Genomic DNA, 17,780 nt, shown 5'->3' on the forward strand with positions numbered 1-17,780 from the left:
AACAAAGCGCGCACTCTAACCGCTGTGCTCCATTGGGCGCCAGCCATGGCGCGTCATATCCACACGATTGTTGGTTACATTCACACCCTCCGCGCGCAGTCGCGCCCGTTGTTCATCCCCCGACGGGGTACCCAGTGCCAGGCTCAGCCGGCCCCCCGCGCCGAGCACCCGATGCCAGGGCAGGCGGGTTTCTGCGGGCAACTGCCCAAGCGTGCGCCCGACCCAGCGTGCGGCGCGGCCAAGCCCCGCCAGTTCGGCCAGTTGGCCATAGCTCACCACCTTGCCTGCCGGTACTTGGCCGAGCACCGAATACAACGCCGTTCGTCGGCCTTCGGCGCAGTCGAGGGCGTGCTCATAGGCTTCAGACATCACGCCCCCCTTGGGCTGTAGATGAAACCGGACCGGTGGTCGGGCAAATGAGAGTTGAACTCAACGGCAGGCTCCCGGTCTGTCCTTGCTCTGGTTGTCGGTATCTGGATAATGCCCGGCTTTTTTCGTCAAATCGAACCGTAGTCCGTTTATGTATTCTAGATCCTTGTTGTGCCTGCTAGCTGCCTCCCTGTGCGCCTCACCGGTATTTGCCGATACCGTGTGGATGAAGAACGGTGACCGGCTAAGCGGCAAGATCAAAGTCTTCGATGGCGGCAAGCTGCTGCTGGAAACCCCGTATGGCGGGTCCATTGCCTTGGACTGGAAACAAGTTCAGACCCTGGAAAGCGACCAGGAGATGCTGGTCAAGCAGGACGCCTACAGTGGTGAAAAGGCGAAGTCGCTGAAGGCTGCGGAAGCAGGCAAGGTGACATTGGCCAATGGCGACGCGCCAAAGACCGTGGAACTGGCCAGCATCGAGCAGATCATGAAACCCAAGCCGCTGGTCGAGGACCTGGTCTGGAAAGGTAACGTCGACGTGGCGCTGGATTACAAGCGCGCCGAAAACGATACCGACGATTACGACGTCAGCTTCAAGACGACGGCCCGTCACGGCCGCTGGCGGCATAACGCCGAAGGCGAGTACAACCGCGAGACCAAGGACGACGTCACGACCACTGACAACTGGAGTGCCGAGTATGCCCTGGACCGCTTCATCACCGAGAAGTGGTTCTGGCAGGGGCGGGCGGAATACAAGCGTGATCGCATCGAAGACCTGGCCCGCCAGCGTACCGTGGGTACTGGCCCGGGTTACCAGTTCTGGGACGACGAACTGGGCGCGTTCTCGCTGGGTTCGCTGATCAACCGCACCGACTTCGAATACCAGGACGGCAGCAAGGACAACTTCTATTCTGCCGCGGTGAAGTGGGACTACACCCGCTACCTGATTGGCAAGAACGTGCAGTTGTTCACCAATGGCGAGCTCGCCAAGCCGCTGGGTGGCGTGGCCGACTACTCCCTGGATGCCGAGGTCGGGTTGCGTTACAAGGTGACCGAGTGGGCTTCGCTCAACCTCAAGGCCGAGCGCGACATCATCAGCGGAACGCGTGACAGTGATCTGGAGAAGACGCGCTATACCGCTGGGTTCGGCGTTACCTGGTAAATCCCTGGGGCCGCTTTGCGGCCCTTTCGCGACGCAAGGCCGCTCCTACAGGAGTACGCGATCCCCTGTAGGAGCGGCCTTGCGTCGCGATAGGGCTGCAAAGCAGCCCCATTGGCACTGGATGTGATAATGCTTATCTTGTCATCTACCCAGTCCGCCGCCAGGAGCCGCCCCCAAGTGAGTACCAACGCCATCCGCCCCGCCCGGGAACTGCTGCTCAAGGAATACCGCGGCGTACTCTCGACCCATTCCAAGTCGATGCCCGGCTTCCCGTTCGGTTCGGTCGTACCCTACTGCCTGGATGCCGAGGGCAAACCGCTGATTCTCATCAGCCGCATCGCGCAGCACACCCACAACCTGCAGCAAGACCCCAAGTGCTCGCTGCTGGTCGGGGAGCGCGAAGCCGAGGATGTGCAGGCCGTAGGGCGCCTGACGGTGATGGCCGAGGCGCTCAAGCTGGTCGACGAAGCCGCCATCGAGGCCGCTGCCGAGCGCTACTACCGCTATTTCCCGGATGCCGCCAACTACCACAAGGCCCACGACTTCGACTTCTGGGTCTTGCAGCCGGTACGCCACCGCTACATCGGCGGCTTCGGCGCGATCCACTGGCTCGACCAGGTGACCCTGCCCAACCCGTTCGCCGGCAAGGCCGAGGCGAGCATGGTCGAGCACATGAACAGCGACCACGCCAATGCCATCGCCCATTATGTGGAACTGACCGACCTGCCACGCCATGCGCCAGCGCAGATGGTCGGGGTAGACAGCGAAGGCATGCACCTGCGCATCGGCCAGGCGGTGCACTGGTTGCCTTTCCCGAGCATTTGCAACACGCCGACACAAGTACGCGAAGCCTTGGTTTTGCTGGCGCACGCCGACCAGTGGCCGGCTACGACAGAGGTTGAGGGTTGAAAAATCGGGCATTCGCATCCACCTGTAGGTCTTACAGGAAGGTTCTCTTCCGACGAGGAATGCTTTGATGCGTGCTTTTCTACTGTTGCTTCTGCTGTTTCCGGTGCTGGAGCTGTTCGTCTTCGTAAAGGTCAGCGCGGCCATCGGGTTCTTCCCGGCGCTGCTGCTGATCATCGCCGGCTCCGCCCTGGGTGTGCTGGTCATGCGCGTGGCCGGCCTGGCCACCGCCCTGCGTGCCCGCGAAAGCCTGCAGCGTGGCGAACTGCCCGCCGAGGACATGTTTCAGGGTTTGATGATGGCCGTGGGTGGCGGCTTGCTGCTGTTGCCGGGCTTCATCAGCGACGTACTCGGTGTGCTGTGCCTGCTGCCGTTCACCCGTCGCCTGGCTGCGCGCAAGATGCGTGAACGTGCCGAGGCCCAGGCCATGCGCCAGCGGGCGTTCCAGGATGACCCGTTCCAGGCGCAGCCGCGCGATGGTGGCCATCGCCCGAATGTGATCGAAGGCGAGTACGAGCGCCGCGACAAATAAACACCGTTGTAACCCCGGGGCCGCGCATGCGGCCCCGGGCTTTTTCAGCCAACTGAAAAATTTTGCATATGAAGCCTTGTAATTGAATATGGCGGCCTCATGTATGTGGTCACCGCAAGGTTTCTGGTGGAAACACCAGACATAACTCAGGCAGTTCGCCCCATGCGAGCAGCCTCCCGGCAACGCCGGACAGCATCAACCCGCCGGTTTCGATACCGGCCGATGAAAACCACAATTTGGGAGAGATCGACAATGAAGCTTCGTCCTCTGCATGACCGCGTAGTCATCCGTCGCAGCGAAGAAGAATCGAAAACCGCTGGCGGTATCGTCCTGCCGGGTTCGGCCGCTGAAAAACCAAACCGCGGCGAAGTCGTTGCTGTTGGCACCGGTCGCGTTCTGGAAAACGGCGAAGTACGTGCGCTGGCTGTTAAAGTCGGTGACAAAGTGGTTTTCGGCCCTTACTCGGGCAGCAACACCGTGAAAGTCGATGGCGAAGACCTGCTGGTCATGGCCGAGAACGAAATCCTCGCCGTTATCGAAGGCTGATTTCCCCGACTTCCCGTTACTCCAAAGATTTCCAAGGATTAAACGATCATGGCTGCTAAAGACGTAAAATTCGGCGATTCCGCTCGTAAGAAAATGCTGGTTGGTGTCAACGTTCTGGCTGACGCGGTAAAAGCGACCCTCGGCCCGAAAGGTCGTAACGTGGTGCTGGCCAAGAGCTTCGGCGCGCCGACCATCACCAAGGACGGCGTTTCCGTCGCCAAAGAAATCGAGCTGAAAGACGCGTTCGAAAACATGGGCGCCCAGCTGGTCAAGGAAGTTGCTTCCAAGGCCAACGACGCTGCCGGTGACGGCACCACCACCGCTACCGTTCTGGCTCAGGCCATCGTCAACGAAGGCCTGAAAGCCGTCGCTGCCGGCATGAACCCGATGGACCTGAAGCGCGGTATCGACAAGGCCACTGCTGCCGTTGTTGCCGAGCTGAAGAACCTGTCCAAGCCATGCGCCGACTCCAAGGCCATCGCCCAGGTAGGTACCATCTCTGCCAACTCCGACAACTCCATCGGTGAAATCATCGCCGAAGCCATGGAAAAAGTCGGTAAAGAAGGCGTGATCACCGTTGAAGAAGGCTCGGGCCTGGAAAACGAACTGTCCGTCGTAGAAGGCATGCAGTTCGACCGTGGCTACCTGTCGCCATACTTCGTCAACAAGCCTGACACCATGGTTGCCGAGCTGGAAGGCCCGCTGCTGCTGCTGGTTGACAAGAAAATCTCCAACATCCGTGAGCTGCTGCCAGTGCTGGAAGCCGTTGCCAAGGCCGGTCGCCCACTGTTGATCGTTGCTGAAGACGTTGAAGGCGAAGCGCTGGCTACCCTGGTCGTCAACAACATGCGCGGCATCGTCAAGGTTGCTGCGGTCAAGGCACCGGGCTTCGGCGACCGCCGCAAGGCCATGCTGCAGGACATCGCCGTCCTGACTGGCGGCCAGGTCATCTCCGAAGAAATCGGCCTGTCCCTGGAAACCGCTACCCTGGAGCACCTGGGTAACGCCAAGCGCGTGATCCTGTCCAAGGAAAACACCACCATCATCGATGGTGCAGGTACTGACACCGAGATCGAAGCTCGCGTTAAGCAGATCCGTGCCCAGATCGAAGAAACTTCCTCGGACTACGACCGTGAGAAGCTGCAAGAGCGTCTGGCCAAGCTGGCTGGCGGTGTTGCCGTGATCAAGGTCGGTGCCGGCACCGAAGTTGAAATGAAAGAGAAGAAAGCGCGCGTTGAAGACGCCCTGCACGCTACCCGTGCAGCCGTTGAAGAAGGCGTGGTACCTGGCGGTGGTGTTGCTCTGGTTCGCGCTCTGTCGGCCATCGTTGACCTGAAAGGCGACAACGAAGACCAGAACGTTGGTATCGCCCTGCTGCGCCGCGCTGTTGAAGCCCCGCTGCGCCAGATCACTGCCAACGCCGGCGACGAGCCAAGCGTTGTTGCAGACAAGGTCAAGCAAGGTTCGGGTAACTTCGGTTACAACGCTGCTACCGGCGAATACGGCGACATGATCGAGATGGGCATCCTGGACCCAGCCAAGGTCACCCGTTCGGCGCTGCAAGCTGCTGCTTCGATCGGCGGTCTGATGATCACCACCGAAGCCATGATTGCTGACGCGCCAAGCGAAGCCCCAGCTGGCGGCGGCATGCCAGACATGGGCGGCATGGGTGGCATGGGCGGCATGATGTAAGCCAGCCTTACCCCCTGCACCATAAAAAGCCCCGGTTCGCGAGAACCGGGGCTTTTTTGTGTGCCTGTGAGGGCCATTGGGGCTGCTTCGCAGCCCATCGCGACGCAAGGCCGCTCCTACAGGGGAGCGCGTAATCTGTAGGAGCGGCCTTGTGTCGCGATCGGGCCGCAAAGCGGCCCCTCTGTCAGGCGACGCTGCGCTCGGCGGTTGGCACTTCTACCATGCCCCGGCGATACAGGATCAGGTAATACGACCCCAACCCGATCAACCAGCAGAACACCGCCGTCCACACGTTATGTGACAAGAAGTGTGCCCCCTGCATCATCCGCCCTACGCCAAGTACCGAGCCGGCCACCAAGGCTACGACAAACGCCACCCGCGCCAGGCGCGGCTTGCGATCACGCAGCATGAAGAACAGCCCGAACAGGCAGAACCCGGTCGCGGCATGCCCACCCGGCCAGCACAGCCCTGGCTTGTTGGTGGCTGGGCGCGGCTCCAGCAACTTGCTGTAGGTTTCGCTGCCGCCAAACTGGGTCAGGCTCCACGGGCACTGCACCTGGGTCACCTTCTTCAGCGGCGTGACAAACGCCGTGGACAAGCCCAGCGCCAGCACCAGGCAACCCAGTTCGCGACGCCAGCCAAACAGTCGCTTGACGAAGAAGCTGGCGGCGAAGGTCAGCAATGACAGCACGCCCAGCAAAATCACCACTTGCTTTACCCGGTCATGCAGGATGTTCTCCAGCCAATAGCTGTGGCGGCCAATGAACTGCCCGGCAGCCGGGTCGAAGAATAGGTTGGCGACGTCCATGTCGACTGAAGTCAGTTCCAACAGGATCAAAGCCAGCGCGGTCGCCAGGGGGATCCCCAGGTACAGCCAGTAATTGATCGGGCGAGGGCGGGTGCGTTGCTGCATGGCGGCTCCAGGGCACGAAAAAGATCGGGCATTGTCGGCTTCCCGCTATCCTGTGTCCGTGAAGGATCAGTGAAAAAACCGTCAAGCGCGGTGAATTTTCCCGGGGGCTGGCACCGTGCAGGCATAGGCCTTAAGCTGCGCCTGCCGCGCACCATAGCGAGAAGCGCCGCACAGGAGAAACCGATGCGCATTCTTTTGGTTGAAGACAACCGCGATATCCTGGCCAACCTGGCCGATTACCTGGGCATGAAGGGCTACACCGTCGACTGCGCCCAGGATGGCCTGTCCGGCCTGCACCTGGCTGCCACCGAGCACTATGACCTGATCGTGCTCGACATCATGCTGCCCGGCATCGATGGCTACACCTTGTGCAAGCGCCTGCGCGAAGACGCTCGCCGCGACACGCCGGTGATCATGCTCACCGCCCGCGATCAACTCGACGACCGCCTGCAAGGCTTCCGTTCCGGCGCAGACGACTACCTGCTCAAGCCGTTCGCCTTGTCCGAACTGGCCGCGCGCATCGAAGCCGTGCTGCGCCGTGCCCAGGGCGGTGGGCGCCGCACCTTGCAGGTGGCCGACCTCAGCTACGACCTCGACACCCTCGAAGTGACCCGCCAGGGCCGCCTGCTCAAGCTCAACCCGGTCGGCCTCAAGCTACTGGCGGTACTGATGCAGAAGAGCCCGCACGTACTGCGCCGCGAAGTGCTGGAAGAAGCCTTGTGGGGCGATGACTGCCCAGACAGCGACAGCCTGCGCAGCCATGTGCACCAGCTGCGCCAGGTGATCGACAAACCGTTTGAAAAACCGCTGCTGCATACCGTCCATGGCGTCGGCTATCGCCTCGCCGAGGGCCGCGATGGAGTTTAAGCAAAGCCTTGCCCAGCGCATCATCATTGCTTTTGCCCTGATGAGCGCGCTGGTGGCCGGGGCCTTCGCCTTCGGCATCGTCGCCACCGTGCACCTGGTTGAAGAGCGGCTGATTTCCTCGGTACTCGGTGGCGACCTGCAGCGTCTGCTGCGCATGGACAGCGTCAGCGACTGGAGCCACCGCCCTCGTCCCGACCAGCTGTTCTACTTCAGTGGCGGGCGCGACGACTTCGAGATGCCCAAGGATCTGCGCCACCTGGACCGCGGTTTCCACGAGGTGTTCCGTGACCAGCTGTCGTACCACGCCATGGTCGAGATCGTCGATGGCCGGCGCTACGTGCTGCTGCAGGACCAGAGCGACTTCGAAGAGCGCGAGCGCGTGCTGTTCGCCGTGGTGGTGGTGGGCTTTGTGCTGAGCCTGGTGCTGGCGGTGATCCTCGGCTGGCTGGTCGCGCGCCGGGTGATGGCACCGGTTATCCGCCTGGCGCGCCAGGTGCGCCACCGCGACCAGTTGCTGGGCCTGGCCCCGCCGCTGGCGCCGGACTATGCCGCGGACGAAGTCGGCCAGTTGGCTGTGGCCTTTGATGACACCTTGGGCCGGCTGCGCGACGCGCTGAACCGTGAGCGGCTGTTTACTAGCGACGTCAGCCACGAGCTGCGCACACCCTTGATGGTGCTGGCCACTTCCTGCGAACTGCTGCTGGAAAACCCCAACCTCGACACCCGCGCACGCAGCCAGGTGGAGCGCGTGGCGCGCGCCACCGAAGAAATGCGCGAACTGGTCAAGACCTTCCTGATGTTGGCCAGGGCCCAGCGTGACGAGGGCGCGGTAGCATCGCGGGCAACCCTGCGCGAGGTGGCCGACGAGTTGGTCGGGGTGTGGCGCGACACGATCGAGCAAAAGGGCCTGGCCCTGTATTTCGATGGCCATGTGAGTGCCAGCGCAGTGCTGTACAACGCTACTTTCCTGCAGTCGGTGATGGGAAACTTGCTGCGTAACGCAGCGCACTACACCGATGGTGGTTATATCCGCCTGAGTCTGGAAAGCAACGGCTTCAGCGTGGAAGACAGCGGTGTGGGCATCCCTGAAGAACAGCGAGAAGCGATGTTCAAGCCATTCGTGCGCGGTGACGAGCGACGCGGCGAAGGCCTGGGCCTGGGCTTGTCGCTGGTACAGCGGATCTGCGACGACCAAGGCTGGCGGGTCACCTTGACCTCGGCCGTGCCACACGGCTGCCGTTTCCACGTGGACCTGAGCAACACAGTGGTCAAGGGGGACCCGGACGTCCTGGTTGAGTAAAGTGTTGTTACAGCTGTAACGGCGCTCAACATATTTTTCACATCGGCATGACCTGATTCCGACGCTTGCCTGCCTAATGTGGGCGCAATGGAGTCTGGAGATGCCCAATGCGTAGCCCCATCAAGCTTGAATTTTCCGAGAAGTACGACAAAGACCATGCCCGCGAGTACTTTCTCAAGCATCAGGACGGCTTGGCACGACGGCTGTCCCACAAGCGCGATGAGCAACTGGCGCGTCGCGCCTTGGCATTGGCCGGCGAGCCTGGCCTGGTACTGGACCTGCCGTGTGGCGCCGGTCGCTTCTGGCCGCTGCTGGCAGAAAAGCCCAACCGGGTGATCATTGGCGCCGACAATTCCGAGGCGATGATCGAGACTGCCTGTGCCGCGCAACCGCCAGAGGTGGTGTCACGGGTACGGCCTTTGCAGACATCGGCATTCGACATCGACTTGCCGGACAACGCTGTGGACAGCATTTTCTGCATGCGCTTGTTCCACCACATTGGCGAGTCGGCACACAGAAAGAAAATTCTTTCGGAATTTCAAAGGGTTAGCCGTGATAGTGTAATCCTGTCGCTGTGGGTTGATGGCAACTTCAAGGCCTGGCGGCGGAAAAACCTGGAGCGGCGCCGCAGCGCCAGGGCCGAGCAGGACAATTTCCAGAACCGTTTTGTGTTACCGGCCGAAACGGTTGAAGAAGAATTCAGGGCCGCCGGCTTCAGAATCCAGGAGCGCCTCGACTTCCTGCCGTTCTATGCCATGTGGCGGGTCTATGTATTGCGTAAGGGGTAGTGTTTGATGGCTGTAGCCCAGAAAGGGGAGTCGCGGTTCGATTTTTACTGGCGCCAGCAAGGCGAGTGGGTCGAGGAGCCTAACCAGCGCCGCGGCGGCGAGAGTGGCGTGCAACGTCTCAGCGATGCCAATGGCAAGCTGCTGTATGCCAAGCGCCAGGTCGGGCACATCTACCGCAGCCTTCTGCACCCCTTCGGCCGGCCGACTGTGTTGCGTGAGCTCGATGCGCTGACCAGCTTCGAGCAACTGGGCGTACGCGTTCCGCGTATCGTCTTCTGTGGCGCCGAGCGCGATCCCGACCACCAGTGGCGTGCGCTGCTGGTCAGCGAAGCGCTGGACGGCTTTGTCGAGCTCGATAACTGGCATGCCGAAGGTGCCCGCGAGCGTTTCCCGCAGGTGGTGCATGAGCGCATGCTCAAGGACCTGGCGGACAACCTGGCGCGCATGCACCTGGGCCATTGGCAGCACGGCTGCCTGTACGGCAAGCACGTATTCATCAAGGTGATCGGCGAAGGCGAGCAGGCCCGCGTCGAAGTGGCCTTGCTCGACCTGGAAAAGTGCCGGCGGCGCATCAGTTGCCAGCGCGCGGCAGGTAACGACCTGCGCCAGCTGCGTCGCCATTCGTCGCTCAATGACGCGGAATGGCAAACGCTGCTCTACTTTTACAAGATGGCGTTTGGCAGCGCTGTCAAAGGGTTAGGGTAATGAAACTAGAAATAGCTCGAGCTTTGTTCCTGATTGCAGGCCTGGCGGTGACCACCGTGGCGGTTGCTGCCTGGGAAGAGCCAAAGCCGACCGTGTTCAGCAAGGCTGAAATGGCCGACCAGTGTGCGCTGCCGCGGAATTTGAAACCGCAGCAGCATGCCAAGGCCGAGCCGGACCAGGACCTGTTGCTGTTCCTGTTTGGCATGCGTCAGGGGTTGCGGCCGGCTGGTTGAACCCGGTGTGAGCTAGAAATGCCAGAGGCCCCGCAACTGCGGGGCCTCTGGCATTTATGCGTTTGCCCCACTGGCTTTCTGCAGAAATTAGCAGTGCTGCATTCTATTGCCTTTGAGGCACATGAGCAGCAGGAAGCCGCCAAGGGCGCTGCTTAGGAATAGAACTCCCAAGCTCATCGGCAGCAGGTGTTCAGTGGTCGCAATCAAAGTGCCAGCTAACCCCCCCCCGGCAAATAGCAATGTTGTGTTAAGCGATGCTGCTGCACCCGCCTGCTGCGGATAGCGGGCTAATGCTTGCGTGGCAGCAGCTGGACGTACCAGCGTCGTTCCTGTTGTACAAAAGATCATCGGTATCATGAGGCCTGTTATTGTCAGCCCTGCTACCCAATGCCAAATCAACAGAGCGGCTCCCGCAGTGGCTATCAGCATAAACCCCATGCCTATCTGAGCGTGTGCGCTGACTCGATTGTTCAAGTAAGTCGCGATTGCGCCACCGACCACATAAGCGAGCCCGTAGAAAATGAATGCAATAGAAAACTCATACGGCGTCAGGCTCAGCTGTTCCATGAGTAGCAGCGGAGCAACGACAATGAAGGAAAAGTGGCAGGCGAACGCTAAAGTTGCTTGTAGAGAAAAGCTTACATAGGATGCGTCGCGCAACATGGTAAGATAACTTTGTACTCCTGAGCTACGCACGGCTGAAACAGGTGTTTCGTGCAGTATCACTCCTGCAAGCAAGATGACGAAAACAGCAATTGCAATAAATACCGTAAAGCTGCCTGTCCAACCCATTGATTGTTGGAGAACTGCTCCAGCGACGGGCGAGATTGATATGAACACGCCACTTGCACTCGTCAATAGAATGCGCATGGTGTTACGCTGTTTTCCACTATACAGGTCCTGTACTAGTGCTTGGCTCAGAACCAGGCTGCCACAGCCGACGGCTTGCAGTAACCGAAAAGCCAGAAACATTTCATAGTCGGTTGAAAGCAGGCAGCCAATTGCCCCAGCAATGGATATCCCCAACCCGCCGAGTAACAGTCTCTTGCGCCCAACTCGATCAGATAGCGGGCCAATAACCATTTGCGCTACAGCTACGCCAAACGCGAACAGGCTTACAGAATAAGCTATTAGCTTTGGATCTACTAGAAAGGCTTCTGCAAGTGCAGGGAACGAAGGAAGGATGACGTCCAGAGGGAAGACGCCTAACAGGCATAACAGGATCAAGAGTACTGGGCTAAGAACAGTGTTTTTAAAAGTTTCGGCCAAAATCATAAGATGAGGCCCGCCGTCTTGAACTCTGTCATATAGCGTTCGTCTTTCAATAAGTCGGTGCGTTTGATTGCCAGAATCGTCATTTTTGATAATGCGGGCATTCGAGGAGTCCAACTATTTTTTACGTGATTGATAACGACCTTGCAAATGGCTTGGTGTTTTTTGAAAATAGATTGTAAAAAATGTTCGTCGGGTTGGCAGAAGGCTTTGAGCGTTTTAAGTCGTCAGTAAATTGGTCATTAAATTTTCTGTGATGAGGTCGATTAGTCGGTAATCGTGGTCCCTTGATAACTCGTACTGTTTGTGGTTTTTAAAATCCTGGCAGACCAGGGTGTTATCCATGGCGATAAAGAAGCAATCTTTGCTTGTCATTGCTCCCCCTCGGACTGAAGGGCAGGCCGGCACTGCTCTTCAGTGTTTACGGGTTAAGGCTAATTTGGTTTTTTTGACCAAATGCGCCATATTCGCCAATTTAGTGCATTCCATCTTGATGATTTTCATATTGAGTCATCCGTTTGTGAGTCGCGTCATTGCGACGTCTTTGATGATAGCGATAAACCCCAGATGTACAAGCTGAAGAGGGTGGCGAAAATTCTGATTAAGTTGTAGGAATTTTTACCAAGTTCATTTTTCAAGAGTGGTTGAATTTTGAAGTAGGGCGTATAGGGCGCGGGTGCCCTAGCAGTTTTGCTATGGTTTTTGTGGTGCGAATTACGTGGAAGAATTGCTCCGTCTCCCCCAAGCAACAAAATCAGACTTGAAGCAGGGGGAGCGACCGTTCGGTTGAACCCGGTGTGAGCTAGAAATGCCAGAGGCCCCGAAATTGCGGGGCCTCTGGCGTTTTTGTGTCTGCCTCACCGGCCTCTTCGCGGGTAAACCCGCTCCCACAGGGGAGTGGTGAGCTCAGATGCGGTGCAGTACTTGTGGGAGCGGGTTTACCCGCGAAGAGGCCGGATCAGGCCACCGCAGTCTCTTTGGCCACCGTCTTGTGCGCCAACAAGGTGTAGATACAAGGCAGCACAAACAGGGTAAACAGCGTACCAATCGACATCCCGGTCGCAATCACCGTACCGATGTCAAACCGGCTGACCGCCCCGGCCCCGGTCGCGAGGATCAGCGGCACCATGCCGAACACCATTGCCGCTGTGGTCATCAGCACCGGGCGCAGGCGAATCGCCGCGGCTTCTTCAATCGCCTCGCGCGCGCTCAAGCCACGCGCCTCACGCAACTGGTTGGCAAACTCGACGATCAGGATGCCGTGCTTGCTGATCAGCCCGATCAGGGTCACCAACCCGACCTGGGTGTAGATGTTCATACTCGATATGCCGAGGAACAGGGGCAGCAACGCACCACAAATCGACAACGGCACCGTCACCAGGATCACCAACGGGTCACGGAAACTTTCGAACTGCGCCGCCAGCACCAGAAAGATGATCGCCAGCGCCAGGCCAAAGGTGACCCACAATGCGCTGCCTTCCTGCACGTATTGGCGGGCCACGCCGGCGTAGTCGAAGGCGAAACCTTCCGGCGCCTCTTCACGGGCAATGTCCTGCACGGTCTTCAGCGCTTCGCCCAGGCTGACCATCGGCACGCCCTGGATGATGGCTGAGTTGAGCTGCTGGAACTGGTTGAGCTGGCGCGGGCGAGCGCGGTCGGTGAGGGTGATCAGGGTCGATAGCGGCAGCAGCTTGCCCTGGTCGTTCTTCACGTAGTAATTGTTCAGCCAGCCCGGGTTGTCGCGGTAGGGCCGCTCGACCTGGGCAATCACCTTGTAGCTGCGCCCTTCAAGGGTGAAACGGTTGATTTCTGCCTCGCCCAGCAAGGTTGCCAGGGTGCTGCCGAGGGTGTCCATCGACACGCCCATCTGCGCCGCCTTGGCCCGGTCGATGTCCACCACCACCTCGGGCTTGTCGAAGGCCAGGTCGACATCGAGGAAGGCGAACTTGCCCGAATCCTGGGCGCGGGCCTTGATGCGCTGGGCCACCTCCAGCAAACCCGGGTAATCGCCCGCGGTATTGATCACGAACTGGAACGGCAGGCCCTCGCCGGTGCCCGGCAGTGACGGCAGGTTGAAGCCGAAGATCTGCAGGCCGGCGATTTCTTCAAGCTTGGCCTGTACCAGCGGCAGCAGCTCCATTTGCGTGCGCTCGCGCTCGTTCCAGGGTTTGAGCAGGAAGCCCCCGATGCCGGTCTGCACACCATTGAAGCCGTTGATCTGGAACGACGAGTAGTACTCGGGAAAGGCCTTGAACAGTGGCGTGAACTGGTCGGTGTAGGCGTTGAGGTAGTCGAGGTTGGCCGGCTGCGGCGAGCTGCTCATCATGAAGATCACACCCTGGTCCTCGTTGGGCGCCAGTTCGTTCTGGGTGAACTTGAGCAGCACGGGGATCAGGCACAGGATGATCACCGCAAACACCAGCACCACCGGCCGGCTGTCGAGGGTGGCGTGCAGCAGGCGCTGGTAGCGCACCTTCAGCCGTTCGAACAGTTGGTCGAGGCGGTGGGCCAGGCCGCTGGGGTTCTGCTCGTGGCGCAGCAGCAGGGCGCACATCATGGGTGACAGGGTCAGGGCGACGATGCCGGAGATGATCACCGCGCCGGCCAGGGTCAGGGCGAACTCCTTGAACAGCGCCCCGGTAAGCCCGGTCAGGAAGCCGATCGGCGCATACACGGCAGCCAGGGTGATAGTCATCGACACCACTGGCATGGCGATCTCGCGCGCGCCTTCCAGGGCTGCGTCGAATGGCGACTTGCCTTCTTCCATGTGGCGGTGGATGTTCTCCACCACAACGATGGCATCGTCCACCACCAGGCCGATGGCCAGCACCATGGCCAGCAGGGTCAGCAGGTTGAGCGAGTAGCCCATCATCTGCATGAAGAACAGCACGCCGATCATCGACAGTGGAATGGTCACCACCGGGATCAGTACCGAACGCAGGGCGCCGAGGAACAGGAACACCACCACGATCACGATCAGCACCGCTTCGCCAAGGGTCTTGATCACTTCGTCGATGGAGGCCTGGATGAACAGCGTGGCGTCGTAGGCAATTGACACTTTCAGCGCCGAGGGCAGCTGGCTTTCCAGCTCGGGCATGATCCGCCGCACTTCCTTGATCACGTCCAGCGGGTTGGCGGCGGGGGTGGCCTTGATGCCGATGTACACCGACGGCGTGCCGTCGAACGAGCTGACCGTGTCGTAGTTCTCTGCGCCCATCTCGACCCGCGCCACATCGCCCAGCAGCACGCGGCTGTCGCCGCTGGTCTTGACCGGCAGGGCGGCGAACGCTTCGGCCGACTTCAGCTCGGTGCTGGCGTTGATGCTGGTGACCACGTACTCGCCCTTTACCTCACCGGCGGCGGACAGGAAGTTGTAACGGCGCACGGCATTGGTCACGTCCGTGGCCGACAGGCCGAAGCCGGCCAGTTTTACCGGGTCCAGCCACAGGCGCATGGCAAACACCTGGTTGCCGAGGATCTCCGCCTCGGCCATGCCCGGCAAGGTGGCCAACTTGGGCTGGATTACCCGCGACAGGTAGTCGGTGATCTGCGGGTTGCTCATTTCCTTGCTGTAGAAGCTGATGTACATCAGCGCCGAGGCATCGGCGGCCTCTTTGCTCAGCACCGGGTCTTCCGAGTCCTGCGGCAGTTTGTTGCGCACTTCGTTGGCCTTGGCCAGCAGCTCGGTGAACAGCCGGTCGCTGTCGGCGCCGATGCGCGCGTAGATGGAAATGATCGAGAAATTCTGCCGGCTCACCGAGGTCATGTAATCGATGCCTTCGGCGCTGGCCAGGCTTTGCTGCAACGGCTGGGTGATGTAGCCCTGGATGGTTTCGGCATTAGCCCCCGGGTAGGCGGTGGTCACCGTGATCAGGGCGTTTTCCATGCGTGGGTACTGGCGGATCTGTAGCTTGTTCCAAGCTTGGAAACCCAGCAGCAGGATCAGCAGGCTGACCACGCTGGCCAGCACCGGGCGGCGGATGAACGGGTCGGTGAACGCCATGCCGGCCTCCTGTCAGTCCTTGGCCGCTGCGCCCGGTTCGGGCTTAAGGGCCTGGTCCTGGCCGATCCGGATCGCGGCGCCTGGGACGAGCTTCAATTGCCCGGCGGTGACCACCTGTTCGCCGACCTGTAGGCCTTTGCTGACCACCACAACACCGTCGCGGCGCTCGCCGGTCTGCACCGTGCGTTGTTCGGCGACCAGCTGCGGTTTGCCTTTGTCGTCGTTCTCCGGCTTGCCGTCCTTGTCCTTTTTCGGCGTGGCGACATACACCGAGTTGCCATACAGGGTGTAGGTAATGGCACTTTCCGGAACGACCACCTGTGGCTGTGGGTTGGGCAGCAGGATCAGCAGGCTGGCGAACATGCCCGGAAGCAGTTTGCCGTCCGGGTTGGCCATGGTTGCCCGCACCCGCAGGTTGCGCGTGGTTTCTTCGACCTTGGGGTTGATGGCGCTGAGGCTGGCGGGGAAGGTCTGGCCGGGGTAAGCGGCCACCTGCACCCGTACCTGCTGGCCCAGGCTCAGCTGTGGCAGGGCCTGTTCCGGTACGTTGAAGTCGACGTACAGGCTGGAGGTGTCCTGCAGGGTGGCGATCACCGTGCCGGCGGCCAGGTAGTCGCCGACGTCCACCTGGCGGATGCCGATGGTGCCGCTGAACGGGGCGCTGATGCTCTTCTTGGTCTTCGACGCCTTGAGTTGGTCGACCACGGCCTGATTGCGCCGGTACTGGGCGGTAAGGCGGTCGTACTCGCCACGGGAAATGGCGGAATCGCCGACCAGCTGGCTGCCACGGCCGAAGTCGACCTTGGCCAGGCCCAGGTCGGCCTGGGCAGTGCCGAGCAGGGCGGTTTCCTGGTCGTCGTTGAGTTGCAGCAGCAATTGCCCGGCCTTCACCTGCTGGCCCGAGTCGAAGTGCAGGGATTTGACGATACCTTCAACTTCCAGGCTCAGCTCAACGCCTTGCAGCGCCTTTAGGCTGCCAACGGCAGGCAGGCGCTGTTGCCACTGGCGCTGTTCGGCCAAGGCGGCCGCCACGGTGATGGGCGGCTTGGGGGCAGTGAACATCTGGATCTGCTGGTAGATCGAGAAGGCCTTGTAGCCCCCCAGGGCCAGCACGATCAGCAGAACCACGGCCAACATGATGAGCATGCGGCGGCGCAGCATAGGTCCGGTTCCTTGGATTCGGTTGTTATTGGCTTGACACGACAACGGGCGATCCTGCCCACGTATGGATGGGGGAAGTATTGACTGTTTTTTGGGGGACGGGGAGTGAAATGCCTGTGAGGGCCCTTTCGCGGCTAAAGCCGCTCCTACAACGACCGCGCAGTCATGGGATTGCGCGGTCGTTGTAGGAGCGGCTTTAGCCGCGAAAGGGCCGGTACAGGCAACAGAAAAATCAGACCAGATGCAGGTGGTTGTCCCAGAAACCGGACGGCAGGTTCATCGGTTGCCCGACCAGTTCTGCCTTGGTGCAATCATAGAACCGGCAACGGCCCTGCCCGGATGTAACAACAAAGCCGTCCTTCACCGCGCCAACCCCCGCACAATCGGGCATTGGCGCATCCAGCCGCACCGCACCGCTGTCCAGGTCCCAGACGAACAGGCGGTTGGCCCGTGGCGCCGTCAGTGCCACCAGGCGCAGCTCGCTGTGGATGGCAACGCTGGCAGTGTACTGGGCCATGGCCTGCAGCTGCCGCGCCGGCACCGGGAAGGCCTTGAATGGCTCGCCCGGGCGCTTGATTGCCAGCAACTCGGCCGTTTCATCGGCATCACCCATGAACTGCTGGCAGGCGGCGATGGTGCCATCGCTGCCCACCGCCAGGTGGCGCACGCTGTTCATCTGCTGGGCCAGGGTTTCCTTGCTCAGCAGGGTACCGTCGCGCTGCATCAGCACCAGGCTCGGCTGCATGGCATTGAGGTTCATCTCGACCCGGCTTTCGGCCTCGGTACGGATGCCGCCGTTGGCCACGATCAGCGTTTCGCCGTCGGGCAGCCAGGCCACCTCGTGCGGGCCGATGCCATGGGTCGGTATCTCGCCGGTGTGCACCAGGCGTTCACCTTCGAAACGGTAAACGCCCAGTACACCGCGGCCTGGGTCGGTGGTGTCGTTCTCGGTGGCGTACAGCCATTCGCCACCTTTGTGCACCACGGCGTGGCCGTAGAAATGCCGGTTCGGTTGCGAAACCACCGTTTGCAGCAGCCGCCCGTCACGCAAGTCGACCAGGTAGCTTTCGGTACCTGGGCGGCGGGCGACGAACAGGGCGATTGGCCGCTCGGGGTGGTGGATGATGGCATGGCAACGCTGGGCAACCTGGGTGCTGAACACCTGGCTGCCGTCCAGGCGGAATCCGACGGCATAGTGCTTGCCGTCGCCGTCGTCACGCGCCGAGAGCAGCAGGGGTTCGCTGCCTTTGTTGCGGAACAGGCTCCAGCCGCCCAGGGTCAGGGCGCTGAGCAATACGCTACCGAGTTTGATGGCCTGGCGTCGCAGCATG

General features: G+C 60.6%; 16 protein-coding genes. 10 read left to right on the plus strand and 6 right to left on the minus strand.

Translation table 11 applies throughout. The annotated features are described in order from the left end of the window. Nucleotides 1-15: 15 nt before the first annotated feature. On the minus strand, nt 16-369 hold the full coding sequence (locus ACIP02_RS07005; protein WP_400614564.1) for an MGMT family protein: 354 nt from the start codon (nt 367-369) through the stop codon (nt 16-18). Nucleotides 370-520: 151 nt separating this feature from the next. Here ACIP02_RS07005 and ACIP02_RS07010 point away from each other — a divergent pair, with 151 nt between their 5' ends. The 5 genes from ACIP02_RS07010 (at nt 521) to groL (ending at nt 5,207) form a co-directional block, all read left to right on the plus strand. Next, nucleotides 521-1,531, plus strand: coding sequence for a DUF481 domain-containing protein (locus ACIP02_RS07010; protein ID WP_400614566.1), 1,011 nt, complete (start codon nt 521-523; stop codon nt 1,529-1,531). 177 nt (nt 1,532-1,708) lie between these two features. Beyond that, on the plus strand, nt 1,709-2,440 hold the full coding sequence (locus tag ACIP02_RS07015; RefSeq protein ID WP_400614569.1) for a HugZ family protein: 732 nt from the start codon (nt 1,709-1,711) through the stop codon (nt 2,438-2,440). 67 nt (nt 2,441-2,507) lie between these two features. Further along, entirely contained in the window at nt 2,508-2,969 is a 462-nt protein-coding gene (locus ACIP02_RS07020; protein ID WP_400614572.1) for an FxsA family protein, read from the plus strand. Nucleotides 2,970-3,221: 252 nt separating this feature from the next. Beyond that, a complete protein-coding gene (locus ACIP02_RS07025; RefSeq protein ID WP_009684394.1) occupies nt 3,222-3,515 on the plus strand; it encodes a co-chaperone GroES in 294 nt (97 codons plus the stop codon). Nucleotides 3,516-3,563: 48 nt separating this feature from the next. Further along, a complete protein-coding gene (gene groL / locus ACIP02_RS07030; protein ID WP_400614575.1) occupies nt 3,564-5,207 on the plus strand; it encodes a chaperonin GroEL in 1,644 nt (547 codons plus the stop codon). 184 nt (nt 5,208-5,391) lie between these two features. On the opposite strand, the gene ACIP02_RS07035 is transcribed toward groL, so the two are convergent. Further along, entirely contained in the window at nt 5,392-6,120 is a 729-nt protein-coding gene (locus ACIP02_RS07035; RefSeq protein WP_400614578.1) for a phosphatase PAP2 family protein, read from the minus strand. A gap of 183 nt (nt 6,121-6,303) precedes the next feature. Between ACIP02_RS07035 and colR the strand changes: the two genes are divergently transcribed. From colR to ACIP02_RS07060, 5 genes are all read left to right on the plus strand, one after another. Continuing rightward, nucleotides 6,304-6,987 (plus strand): two-component system response regulator ColR, encoded by a 684-nt coding sequence (colR, locus tag ACIP02_RS07040; RefSeq protein WP_003255215.1) that lies wholly within the window; start codon nt 6,304-6,306, stop codon nt 6,985-6,987. Beyond that, entirely contained in the window at nt 6,977-8,287 is a 1,311-nt protein-coding gene (locus ACIP02_RS07045) for a sensor histidine kinase (RefSeq protein WP_400614581.1), read from the plus strand. Before colR ends, ACIP02_RS07045 begins: the two co-directional genes overlap by 11 nt. Nucleotides 8,288-8,394: 107 nt before the next feature. Beyond that, nucleotides 8,395-9,075 (plus strand): class I SAM-dependent methyltransferase, encoded by a 681-nt coding sequence (locus tag ACIP02_RS07050; RefSeq protein ID WP_400614583.1) that lies wholly within the window; start codon nt 8,395-8,397, stop codon nt 9,073-9,075. A gap of 6 nt (nt 9,076-9,081) precedes the next feature. Next, complete coding sequence (locus ACIP02_RS07055; protein WP_400614585.1) at nt 9,082-9,780, plus strand: lipopolysaccharide kinase InaA family protein; 699 nt, start codon at nt 9,082-9,084, stop codon at nt 9,778-9,780. Beyond that, entirely contained in the window at nt 9,780-10,013 is a 234-nt protein-coding gene (locus ACIP02_RS07060) for a hypothetical protein (protein WP_400614588.1), read from the plus strand. Before ACIP02_RS07055 ends, ACIP02_RS07060 begins: the two co-directional genes overlap by 1 nt. Nucleotides 10,014-10,100: 87 nt before the next feature. Here ACIP02_RS07060 and ACIP02_RS07065 read toward each other — a convergent pair whose 3' ends face one another. From ACIP02_RS07065 to ACIP02_RS07080, 4 genes are all read right to left on the minus strand, one after another. Next, the gene (locus ACIP02_RS07065) at nt 10,101-11,288 is read right to left on the minus strand and encodes a Bcr/CflA family efflux MFS transporter (protein ID WP_400615054.1); all 1,188 of its coding nucleotides are present in this window, start codon (nt 11,286-11,288) and stop codon (nt 10,101-10,103) included. Nucleotides 11,289-12,243: 955 nt separating this feature from the next. Then, entirely contained in the window at nt 12,244-15,288 is a 3,045-nt protein-coding gene (locus ACIP02_RS07070) for a multidrug efflux RND transporter permease subunit (RefSeq protein WP_400614590.1), read from the minus strand. Between the two features lie 12 nt (nt 15,289-15,300). Continuing rightward, on the minus strand, nt 15,301-16,449 hold the full coding sequence (locus tag ACIP02_RS07075; RefSeq protein WP_400614592.1) for an efflux RND transporter periplasmic adaptor subunit: 1,149 nt from the start codon (nt 16,447-16,449) through the stop codon (nt 15,301-15,303). 232 nt (nt 16,450-16,681) lie between these two features. Then, the gene (locus ACIP02_RS07080; RefSeq protein ID WP_400614595.1) at nt 16,682-17,779 is read right to left on the minus strand and encodes a DUF1513 domain-containing protein; all 1,098 of its coding nucleotides are present in this window, start codon (nt 17,777-17,779) and stop codon (nt 16,682-16,684) included. Between the last annotated feature and the right edge of the window lies 1 nt (nt 17,780).

This window comes from Pseudomonas sp. NPDC089408 (assembly GCF_044749445.1).
Taxonomy (GTDB): Bacteria; Pseudomonadota; Gammaproteobacteria; order Pseudomonadales; family Pseudomonadaceae; genus Aquipseudomonas.

What these genes read in the sequence shown, in the direction of transcription:
- ACIP02_RS07005 (WP_400614564.1), bottom strand. Translation starts at nt 369, where the DNA reads ATGTCTGAAGCCTATGAGCACGCCCTCGACTGCGCCGAAGGCCGACGA.
- ACIP02_RS07010 (WP_400614566.1), top strand. Translation starts at nt 521, where the DNA reads ATGTATTCTAGATCCTTGTTGTGCCTGCTAGCTGCCTCCCTGTGCGCC.
- ACIP02_RS07020 (WP_400614572.1), top strand. Translation starts at nt 2,508, where the DNA reads ATGCGTGCTTTTCTACTGTTGCTTCTGCTGTTTCCGGTGCTGGAGCTG.
- ACIP02_RS07025 (WP_009684394.1), top strand. Translation starts at nt 3,222, where the DNA reads ATGAAGCTTCGTCCTCTGCATGACCGCGTAGTCATCCGTCGCAGCGAA.
- groL (WP_400614575.1), top strand. Translation starts at nt 3,564, where the DNA reads ATGGCTGCTAAAGACGTAAAATTCGGCGATTCCGCTCGTAAGAAAATG.
- ACIP02_RS07035 (WP_400614578.1), bottom strand. Translation starts at nt 6,120, where the DNA reads ATGCAGCAACGCACCCGCCCTCGCCCGATCAATTACTGGCTGTACCTG.
- colR (WP_003255215.1), top strand. Translation starts at nt 6,304, where the DNA reads ATGCGCATTCTTTTGGTTGAAGACAACCGCGATATCCTGGCCAACCTG.
- ACIP02_RS07045 (WP_400614581.1), top strand. Translation starts at nt 6,977, where the DNA reads ATGGAGTTTAAGCAAAGCCTTGCCCAGCGCATCATCATTGCTTTTGCC.
- ACIP02_RS07050 (WP_400614583.1), top strand. Translation starts at nt 8,395, where the DNA reads ATGCGTAGCCCCATCAAGCTTGAATTTTCCGAGAAGTACGACAAAGAC.
- ACIP02_RS07055 (WP_400614585.1), top strand. Translation starts at nt 9,082, where the DNA reads ATGGCTGTAGCCCAGAAAGGGGAGTCGCGGTTCGATTTTTACTGGCGC.
- ACIP02_RS07060 (WP_400614588.1), top strand. Translation starts at nt 9,780, where the DNA reads ATGAAACTAGAAATAGCTCGAGCTTTGTTCCTGATTGCAGGCCTGGCG.
- ACIP02_RS07065 (WP_400615054.1), bottom strand. Translation starts at nt 11,288, where the DNA reads ATGATTTTGGCCGAAACTTTTAAAAACACTGTTCTTAGCCCAGTACTC.
- ACIP02_RS07070 (WP_400614590.1), bottom strand. Translation starts at nt 15,288, where the DNA reads ATGGCGTTCACCGACCCGTTCATCCGCCGCCCGGTGCTGGCCAGCGTG.
- ACIP02_RS07075 (WP_400614592.1), bottom strand. Translation starts at nt 16,449, where the DNA reads ATGCTGCGCCGCCGCATGCTCATCATGTTGGCCGTGGTTCTGCTGATC.
- ACIP02_RS07080 (WP_400614595.1), bottom strand. Translation starts at nt 17,779, where the DNA reads ATGCTGCGACGCCAGGCCATCAAACTCGGTAGCGTATTGCTCAGCGCC.